Consider the following 14903-nt stretch of genomic DNA (forward strand, 5'->3'; position numbering starts at 1 on the left):
TCCGGCAATGACCAAGACTGACTATTCAGGTGACCAAGACCAAACGGATGACCAAGACCAGGGAACAATTGGCGAAGGCGCTTTCGGAAACCGGCTATGTCGCGGATGACGGGCTGGCGACGGCGCTGTTGCTGACGGAGATGCTGAACCGTCCGCTGCTTCTGGAAGGGGAAGCGGGTGTGGGCAAGACGGAAGTCGCCAAGGCGCTCGCCAAACTGGAAGACACGGAACTCATCCGTCTGCAATGCTATGAAGGCCTTGATCGCTCCGACGCGATCTACGAGTGGAATTACCAACGGCAACTTCTCGCTATCAAGGCGCGTGAAGGAACCGGTGCGGCGGCGGAGCAGGTGGAGGAGGCCGTCTTCTCCGAAAAATACCTGCTGGAGCGCCCGCTGCTTGCAGCCATCCGCCAGGAAAAACCGCCGGTTCTTCTGATCGACGAGGTCGACAGGGCCGACGAAGAATTCGAAGCGTTTCTGCTGGAGATCCTGTCCGATTACCAGGTCTCCATCCCGGAGCTTGGCACCGTCGAGGCAACCAGCATTCCCCGTGTTGTCCTGACGTCGAACGGCACGCGCGAACTCTCCGATGCGCTGCGCCGGCGCTGCCTCTACCATTATGTCGACTACCCGACGCCTGACCGCGAGGCGCGCATCCTGCTTGCACGTATCGACGGGCTCGATGCCGCGCTCGCGCTTCAGATCGCCGAACTGATGGGCAAGCTGCGCAAGGAAGACCTGGCGAAGGTCCCGGGCGTCGCCGAAACCATCGACTGGGCTGCCGCGCTCCTCGGATTGGGAACCAAGAACCTTCACGAAAGCCGGGAACTCGTTTTCGACACGCTCGCCTGCGTCCTGAAGACCCGCGAAGACCGGTCGCGCGTCACGCAAGAAGTCACGGACCGTCTTCTGGGCAAGGTGGCGTGAAGCTATGGCCGCCGCTCCGACACTGACGAACGAAGAAATCGGGGCAGCCCTCCGGCTGCGCCTTGCCGGATTCGTCCGCTCGCTCAGGGACAGCGGCTTCAAGGTCGGTCTCGCGGAAACACAGGACGCGCTGCGGCTGCTGCAGACCCCGGCCGTGCGCAAGTCGCACACGCTCAAGCGCGCATTCCGGTCCCTCTTTTGCGGCCGGGTCTCGGACTGGAAGGTCTTTGACGAGCTGTTCGATGCCTACTGGGCTGGAAAAGGGGTCAAGTCCGGGGTCAAGGTCTCGGGCAGCAGCTCGAAAAAAAGCATGAAAACGATCCGGGAGCTTATGGACGCACAAGGTTCGCGCCAGAACACGATTGCAGGAGATGTCGAGCGGCAGCCGGGCGAAGAGGACGAGGACACCGACGACAGCCCGTCCGGGCGGCGGGAAGGTGCAAGCATCGCGGACAATCTCGGCCAGGTCGACTTCCGCAAGATGCAGGATCCGGAAGCGACAGCCAAGGCGCACGAACTGGCGGAACGTCTCGCCCGATCCATGCGCGTGCGTCTGACGCGCCGCGACAAGCAAAAGCGCAAGGGACCGCGGCTTGATCTTCGCAAGACCATACGGCACTCGATCGCGCATGGCGGCACGCCGATCGAGCTGATCCGCAAGGGGCCCCGCCAAAGGCAATTGCGGCTGGTGATCCTGCTTGATGCCTCCGGCTCGATGAACAACTACACGGCCGTTTTCACCCGCTTCGTGCATGGCATGCTGGACAATTTCCGCGAAGCCGAAGCCTTCCTGTTTCACACCCGACTTGTGCATGTCTCCTCCGCTCTGTCGGAACGCGACGCGGCACGGGCGCTCGACCGCATGGGGCTGATGGCCCAGGGTGTCGGCGGCGGCACCAAGATCGGAGAAGCGCTTGCCGAGTTCAATCGGTGGCACGCGGCACGGGTGATCCATTCGCGCACCTGCGTGCTGATCCTGTCCGACGGCTACGACACCGGCGCTCCGGATGCTCTCGGCGAGGAAATGGCGAAGTTGAGACGTCGGTGCAAACGTATCGTCTGGCTCAATCCGCTGATCGGCTGGCAGGGCTATGAACCGACGGCGGGCGGCATGCAGGCCGCCCTGCCCCATGTCGACCTGTTCGCGCCGGCACACAATCTCGACAGTCTCGCCGCGCTCGAACCCTATCTGGCATCGTTGTGATCCCATGGGAGAGGAAGACATGAAACACACATCCATCCCCGGCGCACAGGAAGGCGCGGCTCCCGAGCTGACCAGCGACCTCCAGCCCCTTATGAGCCGACTGCAGGACGCCAGCGAGCCCTTTGCCCTGGCAACGGTCGTCAGAACGATTTCGGTCACGGCAGCGAAAGCCGGGGCAAAAGCGGTCATCGCCAGGGACGGCAGCATTGCCGGCGGCTGGATTGGCGGCGGATGTGCGCGCGCTGCCGTCATAAAGGCGGCCAGGGCATCATTGGAAGACGGCGAAACGCGGCTGATCTCGATCCAGCCGGAAGACCTTTTGTCGGATCTCGGCGTTGAGGCCGGGGAAGAGCGCGAAGGTGTGCAGTTCGCCAGGAACATGTGCCCGAGCCAGGGAACGATGGATATCTTCGTGGAACCGGTCCTGCCGCGTCCGAGCCTCGTCATCTGCGGCGCAAGCCCGGTTGCCTTCGCGCTGTCCAGGCAGGCGCCGACCATTGGTTTCGACGTGACGATCTGCGCACCCGCTGAAGATCACGCCGCTTTTCCGGAAGCCGGCCGCCGGGTCGAGAGCCTTGGACCCGATGCGATCGGGAATGCGGATACCTATATCATCGTCTCCACCCAGGGACGCGGCGACCTGCCGGCGCTCGAAGGCGCACTCTCCGTGCCCGTCCGCCATATCGGTTTTGTCGGCAGCCGCCGCAAGATCAAAGCCCTGAAGGACAAATTGCGGGAAAAGGGCGCTAGCGAACCTGAGCTGGAGCGCATCGAGGGGCCTGCCGGGCTCGATCTCGGTGCGATCACACCTGAGGAAATTGCCCTGTCGATTCTCGCGGAACTGCTCGTGATCCGGCGCAGGGGCCAGCGCCAGACCGACATCCAATATATCTGACAATTCAATCGGAGTACCCCACATGCAAATGAACGACAGCCAAAGGATCGAAGCCCCGAGACAGAAGGTCTGGGAAGCCCTGAACGATCCGGACGTGCTGAAAGCGTCGATCCCCGGCTGCGAAGAACTGACCAAGCATTCCGACACGGAGATGGAAGCAAAGGTCAAGCTGAAGGTCGGTCCCGTGAAGGCGACATTCGGCGGCAAGGTAACGCTGAACGATCTCGATCCGCCCAACGGTTACACCATCGAGGGCGAGGGATCGGGCGGTGTCGCCGGCTTTGCGCGCGGCGGCGCCAAGGTTCGGCTCGAAGAAGACGGGCCGGACGCAACGATCCTGCACTATGACGTCGATGCCAAGGTCGGCGGCAAGCTTGCTCAGCTCGGTGCTCGCCTGATCGATTCAACCGCAAAACGGCTGGCAGGCGAATTCTTCACGGCCTTCGCCGAACAGGTCGCGCCAAGCGCACCTCAGGAAGACACTGCCGAAAACGCTGATGCGGCAGAAGCTCCTGAACAGAAGAAGGGATGGCTCGGCGGTCTCTTCGGCGGCAAGAAATCGGAAGCACAGACGGAAGAACCCGTTACTTGATCTTCACGGCGCCCGGGCTCGCACTTGCCGGGGCGCTGCGTGTCCGAGGGAGGAACACATGCAAAACCCGCAATCCAGAAGCACTGCCGCCCTGCGCGAAATCCGGCAGGATCCGTCACTCATGCTCGCGCTGGCAACGGGAACGGTGCTGACCGCATTCCTGCTGACTGTTCACGCTTGCTGCATCGGCCCTGCAACGCCGGATCACCTGGCCGCGCTGCTGCAGATCTGCTCGCCGCTGGGTTGAGACACGCAGTTTTCCGGATTTGCCGTCCCGGTTTGACGCGCAAGCGGCAAGACCGGGAACCGGCACTCATTTCGGCCAAAGACTAAAAGAAGAATGAGAGACAAGTGGTTACTGGGTTCCGGTCTTCCGCTTTGCTTCAGCCGGAATGACAAGTCTGTTGACGGGAAGTCGCTTAATAAGACCCGTGTCTGCTAAGTCGAACGTCGGGCAATGGATTGCCAGATCAAGTCTGGCAATGACGGGCGATGGGCACGTTTCCAGCGCGAGCACACTTCGATCTGAACAAACAGAAGCCGTTCAAAACACGGACCGAAACCCACCCATCACCTTTCGTCGTATTTCCTGATCAGGCAGGAGCCTTGATCTTGCGCAGGTAGGGCAGGACTGCGTCGAACTCGCCGAACTTGGCGCGCGCATCATCGTCGTTCACGCTCGGCGGAATGATGACATCTTCGCCGACATTCCAGTTGGCCGGCGTTGCCACGCCCTTTGACGACATCTGCAGGGCATCGAGAGCACGGACGACCTCGGCAAAGTTCCGCCCGACAGTCATCGGGTAGGTCATCGACAGTTTCAGCTGCTTGTCCGGCCCGATGATGAACACCGAACGGACGGTTGCGCTGTGTGCCGGGGTGCGGCCGTCCGGAAGGTAGGCTTCTGCAGGCAGCATGTCGAACAGCTTGGACACTTTCAGGCCTTCATCTGCGATGATCGGGAAGCCCGGGGTCGCACCGGAAACCTTCTCGATGTCGACTTTCCATTTCTTGTGATCTTCCGCGTTGTCGACGGAGACGCCGATAACCTTGGTCCCGCGCTTTTCCCACTCGTCCTTCAGTTGGCCGACGACTCCGAACTCTGTCGTGCAGACCGGTGTGAAGTCCTTGGGGTGGCTGAACAGAATGGCCCAGCTGTCACCGATCCACTCATGGAAGCTGATCGGGCCCTGATCGGTCTCGGCGGTAAAATCCGGCACGGTGTCATTGATGCGAAGCGACATGGAAAAAATCCTTTCGGGTATTTGCGAAAGCGACAGACAGCCTCCCGCTGAATGCGATGCTTTACCTTGGGTCAGGGCCCATTGATTTGGTTGAATTGGCGCAGCAAACGGCGATGAGCTGCAAGGAAAAGCGCGACAAGCGTGCGTTCTGCCCGGTCGAGCGGTTTGACGGTGCGGATCGAAGCCGTTTTTGCGTCCTGCAGGGATAGGGTGATTTTGCCCGGCAACGTCGTTGCAAACCCTTGGAAACCGGACGGTTTCCAGCAGCTTTGCGCCTCGTATCCGAACAAATTCATCCCTACCAATTCATCCAAATCAATGGGTCCTGACCCTATGTCTTCCGCGCCCGATGAGCAATGGCCTCACCGTTGATTATCTCTTCTCTGACGCAACAGACACTGGTCCGAGCTTACCACTCCGGTGGAAAATGGAAATGTTTCCCAATACCCATCGGGCGGCAGCGCTATGCGCCCCATGTGTCGCTCAGCCTGTAGCCTTCCGGCCAGGGGTCTGCCGGGTCGAGCATGTGCTGATGAATACCGGTAATCCAGCCCCGCCCGCTGATCTGCGGCACGATACCGGCCTTTTCTCCAACCGTCGCGGTGCCGAGGATCTTGCCGGTAAATGTCGAGCCGATGATGGAGCGCGCTTCGAATTCCTGTCCGACGCGCATCTGGCCCCTGGCCGCCATCAGTGCCATGCGCGCGGAGACAGCGGTTCCGCAAGGCGACCGGTCCACCTTGCCGGGCTGGATCGCAATGGCGGAGCGTCCGGTGAAGCCCATTTCGGTCGGGCTCAGAGGACCGCAGAACGCACAGAAAGAGATGTGGTTCCAGTCCGGATTTTCGGGATGGGAAAACCCGAGCTGCTCGTTGGCAGCGTTGGTGATGCGCACGCCGAGCCTGGCGATGTCTCCCGCTTCGCTTTCGTTCATGGCAAGGCCGAGTGCTGCCGCGTCGACGACCACAAAACTGTCACCGCCGAAAGCCGTATCAACCGTCAGGGTCCCGATGCCTTCGACCTCAAGGGCGACATCCATCTTGTCCGCAAAGCTTGCGACATTCCGGACGTGGATCCTTTCCGCCTTGCCATCGCGGCAATCGGCGGTCAGGCGCACCAGCCCGCCGGGGGCCTCGAGGACCAGTTCCGTGACGGGCTCGGTCATGGGCAGAACGCCGCTGTCCAGGAGCACGGTTGCAACGCAGATCGAATTCGATCCGGACATGGGCGGGGTGTCTTCCGGCTCCATGATGATGAAGGCCGCATCTGCGTCCGGATGTTTCGGCGGCACAAGCAGATTGACGTGCCGGAACACGCCGCCACGCGGCTCGTTGAGCATGAAGCGCCGCAAGGTCTGGTCGCTTGCAACGAAGCTGCGTTGCTCCCAGATCGTTGCGCCCGGAGGCGGTGCGACCCCGCCGACGATGACATCGCCGACCTCTCCCTCCGCATGGCAGGAGATTACGTGAATTGTCTTGCTGCTGCGCATGTTGATTGCCTCATGAATAGCGGGCGACGGGTTCACCAAGCGCCTCGAAAATCGGTGTGACGCCAAGGCCGGGACGATCGGCCGCCGTCATACGGCCGTTCACGCGCTTCGGAGCGCCCTCGGCGATGTCCACGGTGCCGTAGCTGTTGAAGTCCGTCGCCGAGAAAGTGAATTCCGCCGGTGTCGACCTTGCCAGATGCGCGATGGCCGCCGTTGTGATATCGCCGCCCCAGGTATCCTCGATGGTCATCGGTATGCCGTGCGCAACGCACAGGTCGCGCATCAGCTTGGCCCGGGTCAGCCCACCAACCTTGGATATCTTAAGATTGATGCAGTCCATGGCATCCTCCGCAAGGCTGCGCACGAGGATGTTCGGGCCGTCGATGACCTCATCGAGCACAAAGGGAAGTCCGGTCCGCCTGCGGATCGAGAGACACTCTTCGTAGGTCATGCAGGGCTGTTCGATGTAAACGTCGAGCGAGGCAACCGCACCGACCACCCGGGCCGCCTCGTGTCGGGTCCAGCCGGTATTGGCGTCTGCGACAAGCAGGTCCGAGGGTTTCAGAACATCACGCGTTGCCTGGATGCGCGCGATGTCCTCATTGGCGTCGCCGCCGACCTTCAACTGAAACTTGGTGTAACCCTCCGCAGCGTAACCTTCGATTTTCCGCGCCATGACATCGGGCGCTTCCTGGCTGATGGCACGGTAGAGCACGACATCGTCCTGCGCCGATCCGCCAAGGAGCGCATAGACCGGCTGGTTTGTCGCCTTTCCAAGAAGATCCCAACAGGCGATATCAACCGGTGCCTTGGCATAGGGATGTCCACGCAGGGCGGCATCCATGGTGCGATTGATCTCACCGATGTTGAGCGGGTCCTGGCCGATGAGCCGGGGCGCAAGCTCGTCAAGGCCCGCCCTTACACCGCGCGCGAAACTCGGCAGATAGGCTGACCCGAGCGGACAGCATTCGGCATAGCCTTTCAGGCCCTCGTCGGTCACGATTTCAACGACCGTGCTGTCGAACACCTCGACAAAGTTCCCGTTCGACCAGCTGTATCGCCCTTCCTTCAGCGGCAGATCGACCTGGAAGACATTGATCGCAGAGATTTTCATCGGTCTCTCCTCAAAATCGGCATGTGGAAAACGGTGTCAGATCGATAGGCGGAACCGTGTCCTCGACGAGGTGTGTCACCAGTTCAGCCGTCCCGGCTGATTGTGTCAGACCCAGGTGGCCATGTCCGAATGCATAGATGACACGGCGGTCCCTTGGCGAGCGGTCGATGACGGGAAGACTGTCCGGCAAGGACGGACGAAAACCCATCCATTGCCGCCCGCCGTCGCATTTCAACGCGGGAAGAAACTGCTTGGCTTTGCCCAGCAGCGTCCGCGCGCGCCGGTAATCCGGCGGCAGCGACAAGCCACCAAGCTCGACGGCACCGCCAACCCTGATGTCATCACCGATGCGGGTGACCACGAAGCCATGCCCGGGGAAGGTCAGGTGAGTTTTCAGATCAAAAGCCCCCGCGCCAAGCGTCGTGTTGTAACCCCGTTCTGTTTCCAGCGGAAAACGGTCACCGATTGTCGCGGCAAGCCTGTGGGACCAGGCACCGGCGCAAATGATGATCTGACCGGCGCATATCTCGACCTTCGAGCCTGACAAACCGGCAGAAGTTTCGCTCAAGCTGAGCGAATCGACCTCAGCACTTTCAATTCTGCCCCCGCGCGACAGGAATGTTTCCGTCAGGGTCTTGAGCCAAAGCGCCGGATCACAGGCATTGATCCAGTCCGGGGTGAAACCGGCATGGGTGAAGCGCGCGTCGATACCCGGCTGGAATGCGGCAATCGCCTCCGGCGTTTCCAACAGTTCGAAGTCTATGCCGTGTGCCCGGCGAAGGTCCCAGGAAGACAGGCTGGCCCGGTATTCACGCTCGCCTTCATAGAGTTGAAGCTGGCCTTCCCGGCGGAAAAGGTGCTCCGTTGCCGTTTCCCGGATGAGCTCTTCCAGCGCCTTTCGTGCCATTTGCATCAGATCCGCCTGGGCCTTTACCGAGCTCCGGTACCGGTCCGGCCGGCTTGCGCGCCAGAAACGGAGCAGCCAGGGCACCATGTTCAAGGCGTATCGAGGCGGGACAGACAGGGGTCCGAGCGGGTCCAGCAGCCACTTGGGTGCCTTCTTCATGATGCCGGGCGTGGCCAGTGGCTCGATATCGGCAAAGGCAAAGGCACCGGCGTTCATTTCCGACGTTCTCGGCGTGCCGTCATCGCGGTCGAGCACAAGCACCGAGCGCCCGGTCGTCTGCAGCCGGAGTGCGGCCGTGATCCCGATAATCCCGGCCCCCACGACAACAATGTCCTCTTTCTTCTCTTTCATCCGCGCTTCCACGACACGCTCAATGCAACAGCTCAGAACCTAAAAGCGAATTCCGCTGCGATAGGGATCTGCCGGATCGAACCTGAGCGCGGCATCCGAGGTGACAAACGCCTGTCCGGTGATCGTCGGGACGACGCCTGAGCCGGTACCGTTCCGGTAACTGGCTGTGTAGGTGCTGCCGATGATACTTTCCTGAACCCAGTCCTGCCCCGGCGCGAGCAGCCCGTCTTCGGCAAGGCAGGCCAGCTTTGCCGAACATCCGGTGCCGCAAGGCGACCGGTCATAGGCTCCGCCCGGGCACAGGACAAAGTTGCGGCTGTCTGCATCCGGGTTCACCGGGGGTCCGAAAACCTCAATGTGATCGATCCAGGCACCGTCTTTGCCCGTGACCCCGTTCTTTTCCAGAGTTTCACGGATCTTCAGGGTCAGATCGGTGAGCGGCCGGATATTCTGCGGGACGAGGGCGACCGGGCTTTCCCTGACAAGAAAAAACCAGTTGCCGCCCCAAGCGACATCGCCCGTGACCGGGCCAATGCCGTCAACATCGACGGTGACATCCTTCAGGTGGCGATAGCTTTCGACATTGGTGACGGAAACCGTGTTGGCATCATGGAGCAGGAGTTCAACCACCCCGACGGGGGTTTCAATGCTGTGCCGGCCGGGTCCGACACGGTCCAGATAGGCAAGGGTCGCACCGAGACCGATAGAGGCGTGGCCGCACATGCCCAGATTCTGAAGGTTGTTGAAAAAGATAACCGACGCGGCGCAATCGCTCCGGGTCGGCGGCAGCAGGAACGCGCCGATAATGGCGTCGTGACCGCGCGGTTCAAGAACAACAGAGGCGCAGAAATCCAGGTGATCTGCCTCAAGGCGCGCGGCTCGTTCCGCAAGCGGTCCCGGTCCGAGATCCGGGCCGCCTTCGATCACGACCCGGGTCGGTTCTCCCGCCGTGTGACTGTCGATCACGCGCATTCGGCGGTCACTCCTCCTTGCCGTGACCAGTCGGCATACCAGGCCTTGAAGAGCGCGTATTGCGCCTCCGCATAGTTGCGCTGCGCATCGGACAACGCGTCGGTCTCGTTGAAATGCAGCCGGTAGGCGTCTTCGCCATTCAGAACCATCAGGTGCTTGTAGTAAAGGACAAGGTCAGGGCCCTCGTCGAAGCTGGACAGGACCGCCATGGCGTCTTCCAGTTCCTGGGCGCGTTGGCGCGCCTCGACATGCCCTTCGGCCGCTTTCCGGCACAGCCGCGCCAGATGCAGAACTTCTTTCGGGATTGCATTGCCGATGCCGGTGATTGCACCGGTTGCACCGCAGTTGACATAGCCGTGCAGGACCGCCGTATCGACGCCGACCATCAGGGTGACGTCCTTATCCTGGGAGGTGATGTTCTCGGCGGCATAGCGCAGATCTTCCTTGCCGCCGAATTCCTTGAAACCAACGAGATTCGGAAACGCCTTGCGCAGTTCGAAGAAGAGATCGGCACGCGTTGCAAAGCCGTAATAGGGGCTATTGTAGATCACGGCGGGCAACGAACGGGCGGCAGAGAGGATCGCGCCGAAATGACTGCGCTGCGCGGCCGCCGAACTGCCGCGCGACAGCACCCGCGGGATGACCATCAGGCCATGCGCCCCGACTTCCGCACCGTGCCGCGCATGCGCGACGGCCGACGCCGTGTTGATTGCGCCCGTGCCAACGACAACGGGCACACCCGCACGCACGAGGCGTTCGACGCCTTCCATGCGTTGCGCATCGGTGAGCAGCGGCCAGTCCCCCATCGAACCGCAATAGACAACCGCCGACATGCCTGCCGCGATCAGTTCCTGACCCTTGGCAACGAGCGCATCGTAGTCCGGTGTGCGATCCGGCAGGCAAGGGGTCATGAGGGCCGGCATCAATCCGGAAAAGACGTTCGTGGTCATCGATCACTCCTTGCAACTGATCTTGCGCTTTCAATCCGCATCCGCCGCGACGGCGCGGTTCATCCAACATTCCAGGCCTTCGGGGCACCAGGCCCCCGCGACCGTTGCCGGGAAGCGCTGCTGCCACGCGTGGCACGGCTTGCCTGGTTTCACCTGCACTCGCGCCCTGCCCGGCGGCGTGCCCCCCGGACCTGACAGCCTGAAGCGATTTGCGGCACCGATCGACAGCCGCTTCCGCCGGAAAGGCTGATGTCAGGGATTGATAAATCAGATTGGATCCAATATTCAATATGAAATATCCAAAAAATGACATGGCCTGCTGAACGCGAGTTCCGTGCAACCAATGAGGAAATGGTTCTTGAAACTGACATCGATGGATATTTCCGCGACAGCCTCCGCCTCATCGATCGTCTTCGAGGCCCTGCGCAAGGCGATTATTCAGGGTGAACTTGAAGAAGGCGAACCGTTGCGCCAGGACGAAATCGCCCGGCTCTTCAACACAAGCCGCATACCGGTCCGCGAGGCGATATCCCGGCTGGAAGAACAGGGGCTCGTCAAGACAAGGCGCTACAAGGGTGCCGTGGTGACCGAACTCTCCCCCCGTGAGACCGAGGAAATCTTCAATCTACGGGCGCTCCTGGAACCGGAGATCATCCGGAATGCCGTTCCGCGAATGACACCGGATCTGCTTTCGGACGCGCGCGAGAAATGTGCGGCTTTTTCAGCATCGCAAGACCCGATGGCGTGGGGTGACCTCAACCGGGATTTTCATGAAACACTCTACAGCGCGAGCGATCTGACATTTTTCAAGGAGATTGCGCGCAACGCAATCGACCGGGTCGAACGCCAGATCCGTGCCCAACTGGTCATGTCGAACGGCATGGAACGCGCCGGCATGGAGCATGACCAGATCATCGATGCCTGCGCGGCGGGAGACGCCGGCAAGGCGGCCGATCTGACACGCCGCCACATCGACGGCGCCAAGGCATCGCTTCTGAAACACCTGACCAAGGTCTGACCATCCGGTTTCGGCGAAGGCTTGACGGATACCATTGACTGTTATTATATAGCCATATGGCTATACATTATCAAAACGAGATGGATCGCGCCTTTCATGCGCTCGGGGACGGCACACGGCGCGAGATCATATCCATGCTCGCAAGAAGCGGGGCACAATCCGCGAACCAGTTGCGCGCACCCTTCAACGTGGCCCAACCGACGATCTCCAAACATCTGAAAGTGCTCGAAACCGCCGGTCTTGTTCGCCGCGAAGTCGCCGGACGGGTGCATCTGTTCCATCTGGAAACCGCGCCGTTGCAACAGGCCGAAGACTGGATTGCAAGCCATCGCAGCTTCTGGGAAGGAACGCTTCGCCGCCTCGATCAGTTTGTCGGCGCGATGGACCCGGAGGACGGCACATCATGACCGGGACGCCCGTTCCCCTGATCGTCCGCAGAACCATCAGGGCGCCGCGCGCAAAAGTCTTCAGCGCTTTCCGCGATGCGGACACACTCACGCAATGGTTTACACCCGACCCGGGCATCACGGTGGAAGCGCTGGAGTTCGTTTTTGAACAGAATGGCCGCTTTCACTTGCGTTACCTGATGCCCGACGGCCGGACACCCCGTGTTGCGGGGGTCTTTCAGGATATCGAGCCATCCCGGTTCATCAAAATGACCTGGGAATGGCAGGCGCCCGATCCACTGGAGAATATACCCATGTCGGTCAGTTTCCGGTTGCTGGACGTAGCGGACGGCACCGAGGTCGTCGTCATTCACGAGGGCATTCCGTCCGACCAGGCCTGCACCATCCACGCCGAAGGCTGGGAAGCAACGCTCAGAATCCTGCAAACCTTTCTCGCACGGGAGACCCGGTCATGAGAGATATCGCCGCCCTGACCTTCGTCACGCTGGACGGCGTGATGCAGGCCCCCAGCATGCCGGACGAAGACCGTAGCGGTGGTTTCGATCAGGGTGGATGGGCCGCGCCCTACTGGGAGGGCGTGATGGAGCAGGTACAGGTGGAGGCGATGGCCGAGCCGTATGACATGCTTTTCGGCCGCAAGACCTTCGACCTTTTCGCCGGTCACTGGCCCGACGTGGAAGACAATCCGGTCGCCGGCATGATGAACGCTGCCAGGAAATATGTCGTGACATCTTCCAAACAACCGCTTGCCTGGAGCAACGCCAGGCCGGTTTCCGGCGACCTGGCAAAAAGCATATCGGAATTGAAATCACGTGCAGGACCGCTTCTTCAGATACACGGAAGCTGGCAGTTGCTCCAGTTTCTTGTCGGCCAAAAGCTCATCGACGAGTTCCGGCTCTGGACATTCCCGGTCATTGCCGGGTCGGGCAAGCGGCTTTTTGCAGACGGCACGGTGCACCAGGATCTGAAACTCACCAAAACGGCCCCCTGTTCCAACGGCGCGATCATGAGCATCTACAGACGCGGCTAGCCGCCCGGAGTTTGCATGCCGCCGCCAAAATGCGCGCGCCACCGCTCACAACGCGCCGCATCGCGCGCCTCGTAGACCTTCAATGCCTCCTGTGCGGTCATGTCGAAACCGACCTCGGTGCCCTCGCCAAGTGCGACCAGGCGCATTGTGTACCACGCTGTCACGGCACCCGCGGGCGGCGCATCGAAAACGGGATAGACCGGATCAGCACCAGATCCATTCAGCCACGTGTTTGCAAGGTTCGGTTCAAGCACCATGGCACGCGCCAGGCCGACCGCGTCGGCAACGCCGTTTTCAATCACCTTCACTGCTTCGGCACGGGTTTTGATGCCACCGGTCAGCATGACCGGGATGTCCGTGACCGACCTGGCGCGGCGCGAGAAATCCGCAAAGTAGGGCCCGGTTGCCGACACGCCATCGGAGCTTGCGGGAGCACCTGGGAAATAGGTGCCGCCGCTGATGTCTATGAGATCCAGCGATGTCCGGTCCAGGAGGCGCACCACTTCGAGCGCCTCTTCCTCGAGGAGGCCGCCCTCCAGCTTGTCGGTCGCGTTGATCTTGATGGCGATCGGAAATGCCGGCCCGACCGCCGTCCGAACCGCGTCGATGACCTCACCGATCACGCGGAACCTGTTTTCGACCGATCCGCCATAGGCATCCGTCCGCCGGTTGAACAGCGGCGACAGGAACTGGCTGAAGAGGAAGCCGTGACCTGCGTGGATCTGGACCCCGCCAAAGCCGGCCCGCCGGGCACGGGCGGCAGCCACGGCATATGTTTCGGGCAGGACCCGGATCTCCTGCGCGGTCATGCCCTCGCACCTCAAGCCCGCAACATCAAGGGGTGACGGACCCTTCGGACGGCTGATTGGCGCATGCGCCAGCGCTCCCGCGTGGCCGAGCTGCGGCCAGACCTGTGCGCCGTCAGAAGAACCGCGCTCGGCAAGCCGCCGCAACCCGGTCATGTCACTCAACGGACCAAGAACGAGATTGCCGGGCTTTTCAGGGAAATGCGGATTAGTCTGCACTTCGCCGATCAGCGACAGGGCAGCCCCTCCCTCCGCCCAGCGTTCATAGAGCCGGACCTGCAGGTCCGTCGGATTGCCCTGGCCGTCACCGAGCGAATCGGACATGGCCGCCTTGACCAGGCGGTTTTTCAATGCAGCGCCGCAGGGCAGGCGCAAGGGCGTTCCGATCCCGCAAAGAGCCTCTTTGTCACTCTCAACCATTTCATCCTTCCATCGAAATATTTCGATATATCTTGACGCGAACTGCGGTTCCGGAGCAGCCACGAAGGCATCAGGTTTTCGACAACTCGTCCTGAACCGCCTTTAAAAAGACCTGAATGTTCGCCTCGTTGCGCCTGTAGAATGTCCATTGGCCATGCCGTTCGGCTGTGACCAACCCGGCCTGTTTCAAGAGCCCCATGTAATTGGATACGGTCGACTGGGAGAGCCCTGCCTTTTCCTGGATATAGCCGACACACACGCCCTCCAGGTCCGCGTGCTCGGGCAGCGCAGGCGGGAAGTTCGACCGGTCCTTGAGCCATTCGAGGATCCTGCGCCGGATAGGATTGTTGAGGGCTGCTATCGCATTTTCTATGTCCATATATCGAAATATCTCGATATTCATCTGTTTGTCAATCGTGTTTGGTGTGACTTGGCATGTGATCGAGGCTGCGGCCGTGTCACCGGTCCCGGCCGGCGACAGTGTGTGGCGATTTCCATGGAAGAGGCATCCATCGATATACAAAATCAAAGACGTGAAAAGGGATGTACAGTTTGGACCCAGCGCGGCAATGTGT

The 14903-nt window shown here is 61.1% G+C and carries 17 protein-coding genes; 9 read left to right on the forward strand and 8 right to left on the reverse strand.

Going from position 1 to position 14903, the window contains the following annotated elements; all coding sequences use genetic code 11:
- The first annotated feature begins 47 nt into the window (after positions 1-47).
- The 5 genes from RBB49_RS25385 to RBB49_RS25405 are packed head-to-tail and all read left to right on the forward strand — an operon-like array spanning position 48 to position 3867.
- A complete protein-coding gene (locus tag RBB49_RS25385) occupies positions 48-929 on the forward strand; it encodes a MoxR family ATPase (protein WP_306145731.1) in 882 nt (293 codons plus the stop codon).
- A gap of 4 nt (positions 930-933) precedes the next feature.
- The gene (locus RBB49_RS25390; RefSeq protein ID WP_306145732.1) at positions 934-2133 is read left to right on the forward strand and encodes a VWA domain-containing protein; all 1200 of its coding nucleotides are present in this window, start codon (positions 934-936) and stop codon (positions 2131-2133) included.
- Between the two features lie 19 nt (positions 2134-2152).
- Entirely contained in the window at positions 2153-3028 is an 876-nt protein-coding gene (locus tag RBB49_RS25395) for an XdhC family protein (protein ID WP_306145733.1), read from the forward strand.
- A 22-nt stretch (positions 3029-3050) separates the two neighbouring features.
- Positions 3051-3620: a carbon monoxide dehydrogenase subunit G gene (locus RBB49_RS25400; RefSeq protein WP_306145734.1), complete on the forward strand. Its 570-nt coding sequence runs from the start codon at positions 3051-3053 to the stop codon at positions 3618-3620.
- A gap of 58 nt (positions 3621-3678) precedes the next feature.
- Positions 3679-3867, forward strand: a complete 189-nt coding sequence (locus tag RBB49_RS25405; RefSeq protein ID WP_306145735.1) for a hypothetical protein — start codon at positions 3679-3681, stop codon at positions 3865-3867.
- Positions 3868-4213: 346 nt separating this feature from the next.
- Here the strand turns inward: RBB49_RS25405 and RBB49_RS25410 are convergent, their stop codons facing one another.
- The 6 genes from RBB49_RS25410 to RBB49_RS25435 form a co-directional block, all read right to left on the reverse strand.
- Positions 4214-4864: a peroxiredoxin gene (locus RBB49_RS25410; RefSeq protein WP_306145736.1), complete on the reverse strand. Its 651-nt coding sequence runs from the start codon at positions 4862-4864 to the stop codon at positions 4214-4216.
- Positions 4865-5327: 463 nt separating this feature from the next.
- Positions 5328-6353: a proline racemase family protein gene (locus RBB49_RS25415; protein WP_306145737.1), complete on the reverse strand. Its 1026-nt coding sequence runs from the start codon at positions 6351-6353 to the stop codon at positions 5328-5330.
- Positions 6354-6363: 10 nt separating this feature from the next.
- Complete coding sequence (locus RBB49_RS25420) at positions 6364-7467, reverse strand: cis-3-hydroxy-L-proline dehydratase (protein WP_306145738.1); 1104 nt, start codon at positions 7465-7467, stop codon at positions 6364-6366.
- A 10-nt stretch (positions 7468-7477) separates the two neighbouring features.
- On the reverse strand, positions 7478-8725 hold the full coding sequence (locus tag RBB49_RS25425) for an FAD-binding oxidoreductase (RefSeq protein WP_306145739.1): 1248 nt from the start codon (positions 8723-8725) through the stop codon (positions 7478-7480).
- 39 nt (positions 8726-8764) lie between these two features.
- Positions 8765-9697 (reverse strand): proline racemase family protein, encoded by a 933-nt coding sequence (locus RBB49_RS25430; RefSeq protein WP_306145740.1) that lies wholly within the window; start codon positions 9695-9697, stop codon positions 8765-8767.
- The gene (locus RBB49_RS25435) at positions 9688-10647 is read right to left on the reverse strand and encodes a dihydrodipicolinate synthase family protein (protein ID WP_306145741.1); all 960 of its coding nucleotides are present in this window, start codon (positions 10645-10647) and stop codon (positions 9688-9690) included. The genes RBB49_RS25430 and RBB49_RS25435 overlap by 10 nt, the downstream gene beginning before the upstream one ends.
- A 358-nt stretch (positions 10648-11005) precedes the next feature.
- Between RBB49_RS25435 and RBB49_RS25440 the strand changes: the two genes are divergently transcribed.
- The 4 genes from RBB49_RS25440 to RBB49_RS25455 all read left to right on the forward strand — a co-directional run bounded on the left by RBB49_RS25440 (position 11006) and on the right by RBB49_RS25455 (position 13102).
- On the forward strand, positions 11006-11665 hold the full coding sequence (locus RBB49_RS25440) for a GntR family transcriptional regulator (RefSeq protein ID WP_306145742.1): 660 nt from the start codon (positions 11006-11008) through the stop codon (positions 11663-11665).
- 80 nt (positions 11666-11745) lie between these two features.
- On the forward strand, positions 11746-12072 hold the full coding sequence (locus RBB49_RS25445; RefSeq protein WP_306145743.1) for a helix-turn-helix transcriptional regulator: 327 nt from the start codon (positions 11746-11748) through the stop codon (positions 12070-12072).
- The gene (locus tag RBB49_RS25450) at positions 12069-12527 is read left to right on the forward strand and encodes an SRPBCC domain-containing protein (protein ID WP_306145744.1); all 459 of its coding nucleotides are present in this window, start codon (positions 12069-12071) and stop codon (positions 12525-12527) included. Before RBB49_RS25445 ends, RBB49_RS25450 begins: the two co-directional genes overlap by 4 nt.
- Entirely contained in the window at positions 12524-13102 is a 579-nt protein-coding gene (locus RBB49_RS25455; RefSeq protein ID WP_306145745.1) for a dihydrofolate reductase family protein, read from the forward strand. Before RBB49_RS25450 ends, RBB49_RS25455 begins: the two co-directional genes overlap by 4 nt.
- Here RBB49_RS25455 and RBB49_RS25460 read toward each other — a convergent pair.
- Positions 13099-14328 (reverse strand): oxidoreductase, encoded by a 1230-nt coding sequence (locus RBB49_RS25460; RefSeq protein ID WP_306145747.1) that lies wholly within the window; start codon positions 14326-14328, stop codon positions 13099-13101. The two genes, RBB49_RS25455 and RBB49_RS25460, sit on opposite strands and share 4 nt — an antisense overlap.
- Before the next feature lie 70 nt (positions 14329-14398).
- Positions 14399-14731, reverse strand: a complete 333-nt coding sequence (locus RBB49_RS25465; RefSeq protein WP_306145749.1) for a helix-turn-helix transcriptional regulator — start codon at positions 14729-14731, stop codon at positions 14399-14401.
- Positions 14732-14903 lie beyond the last annotated feature (172 nt).

Source organism: Roseibium sp. MMSF_3412, from assembly GCF_030733265.1.
GTDB lineage: Bacteria > Pseudomonadota > Alphaproteobacteria > Rhizobiales > Stappiaceae > Roseibium.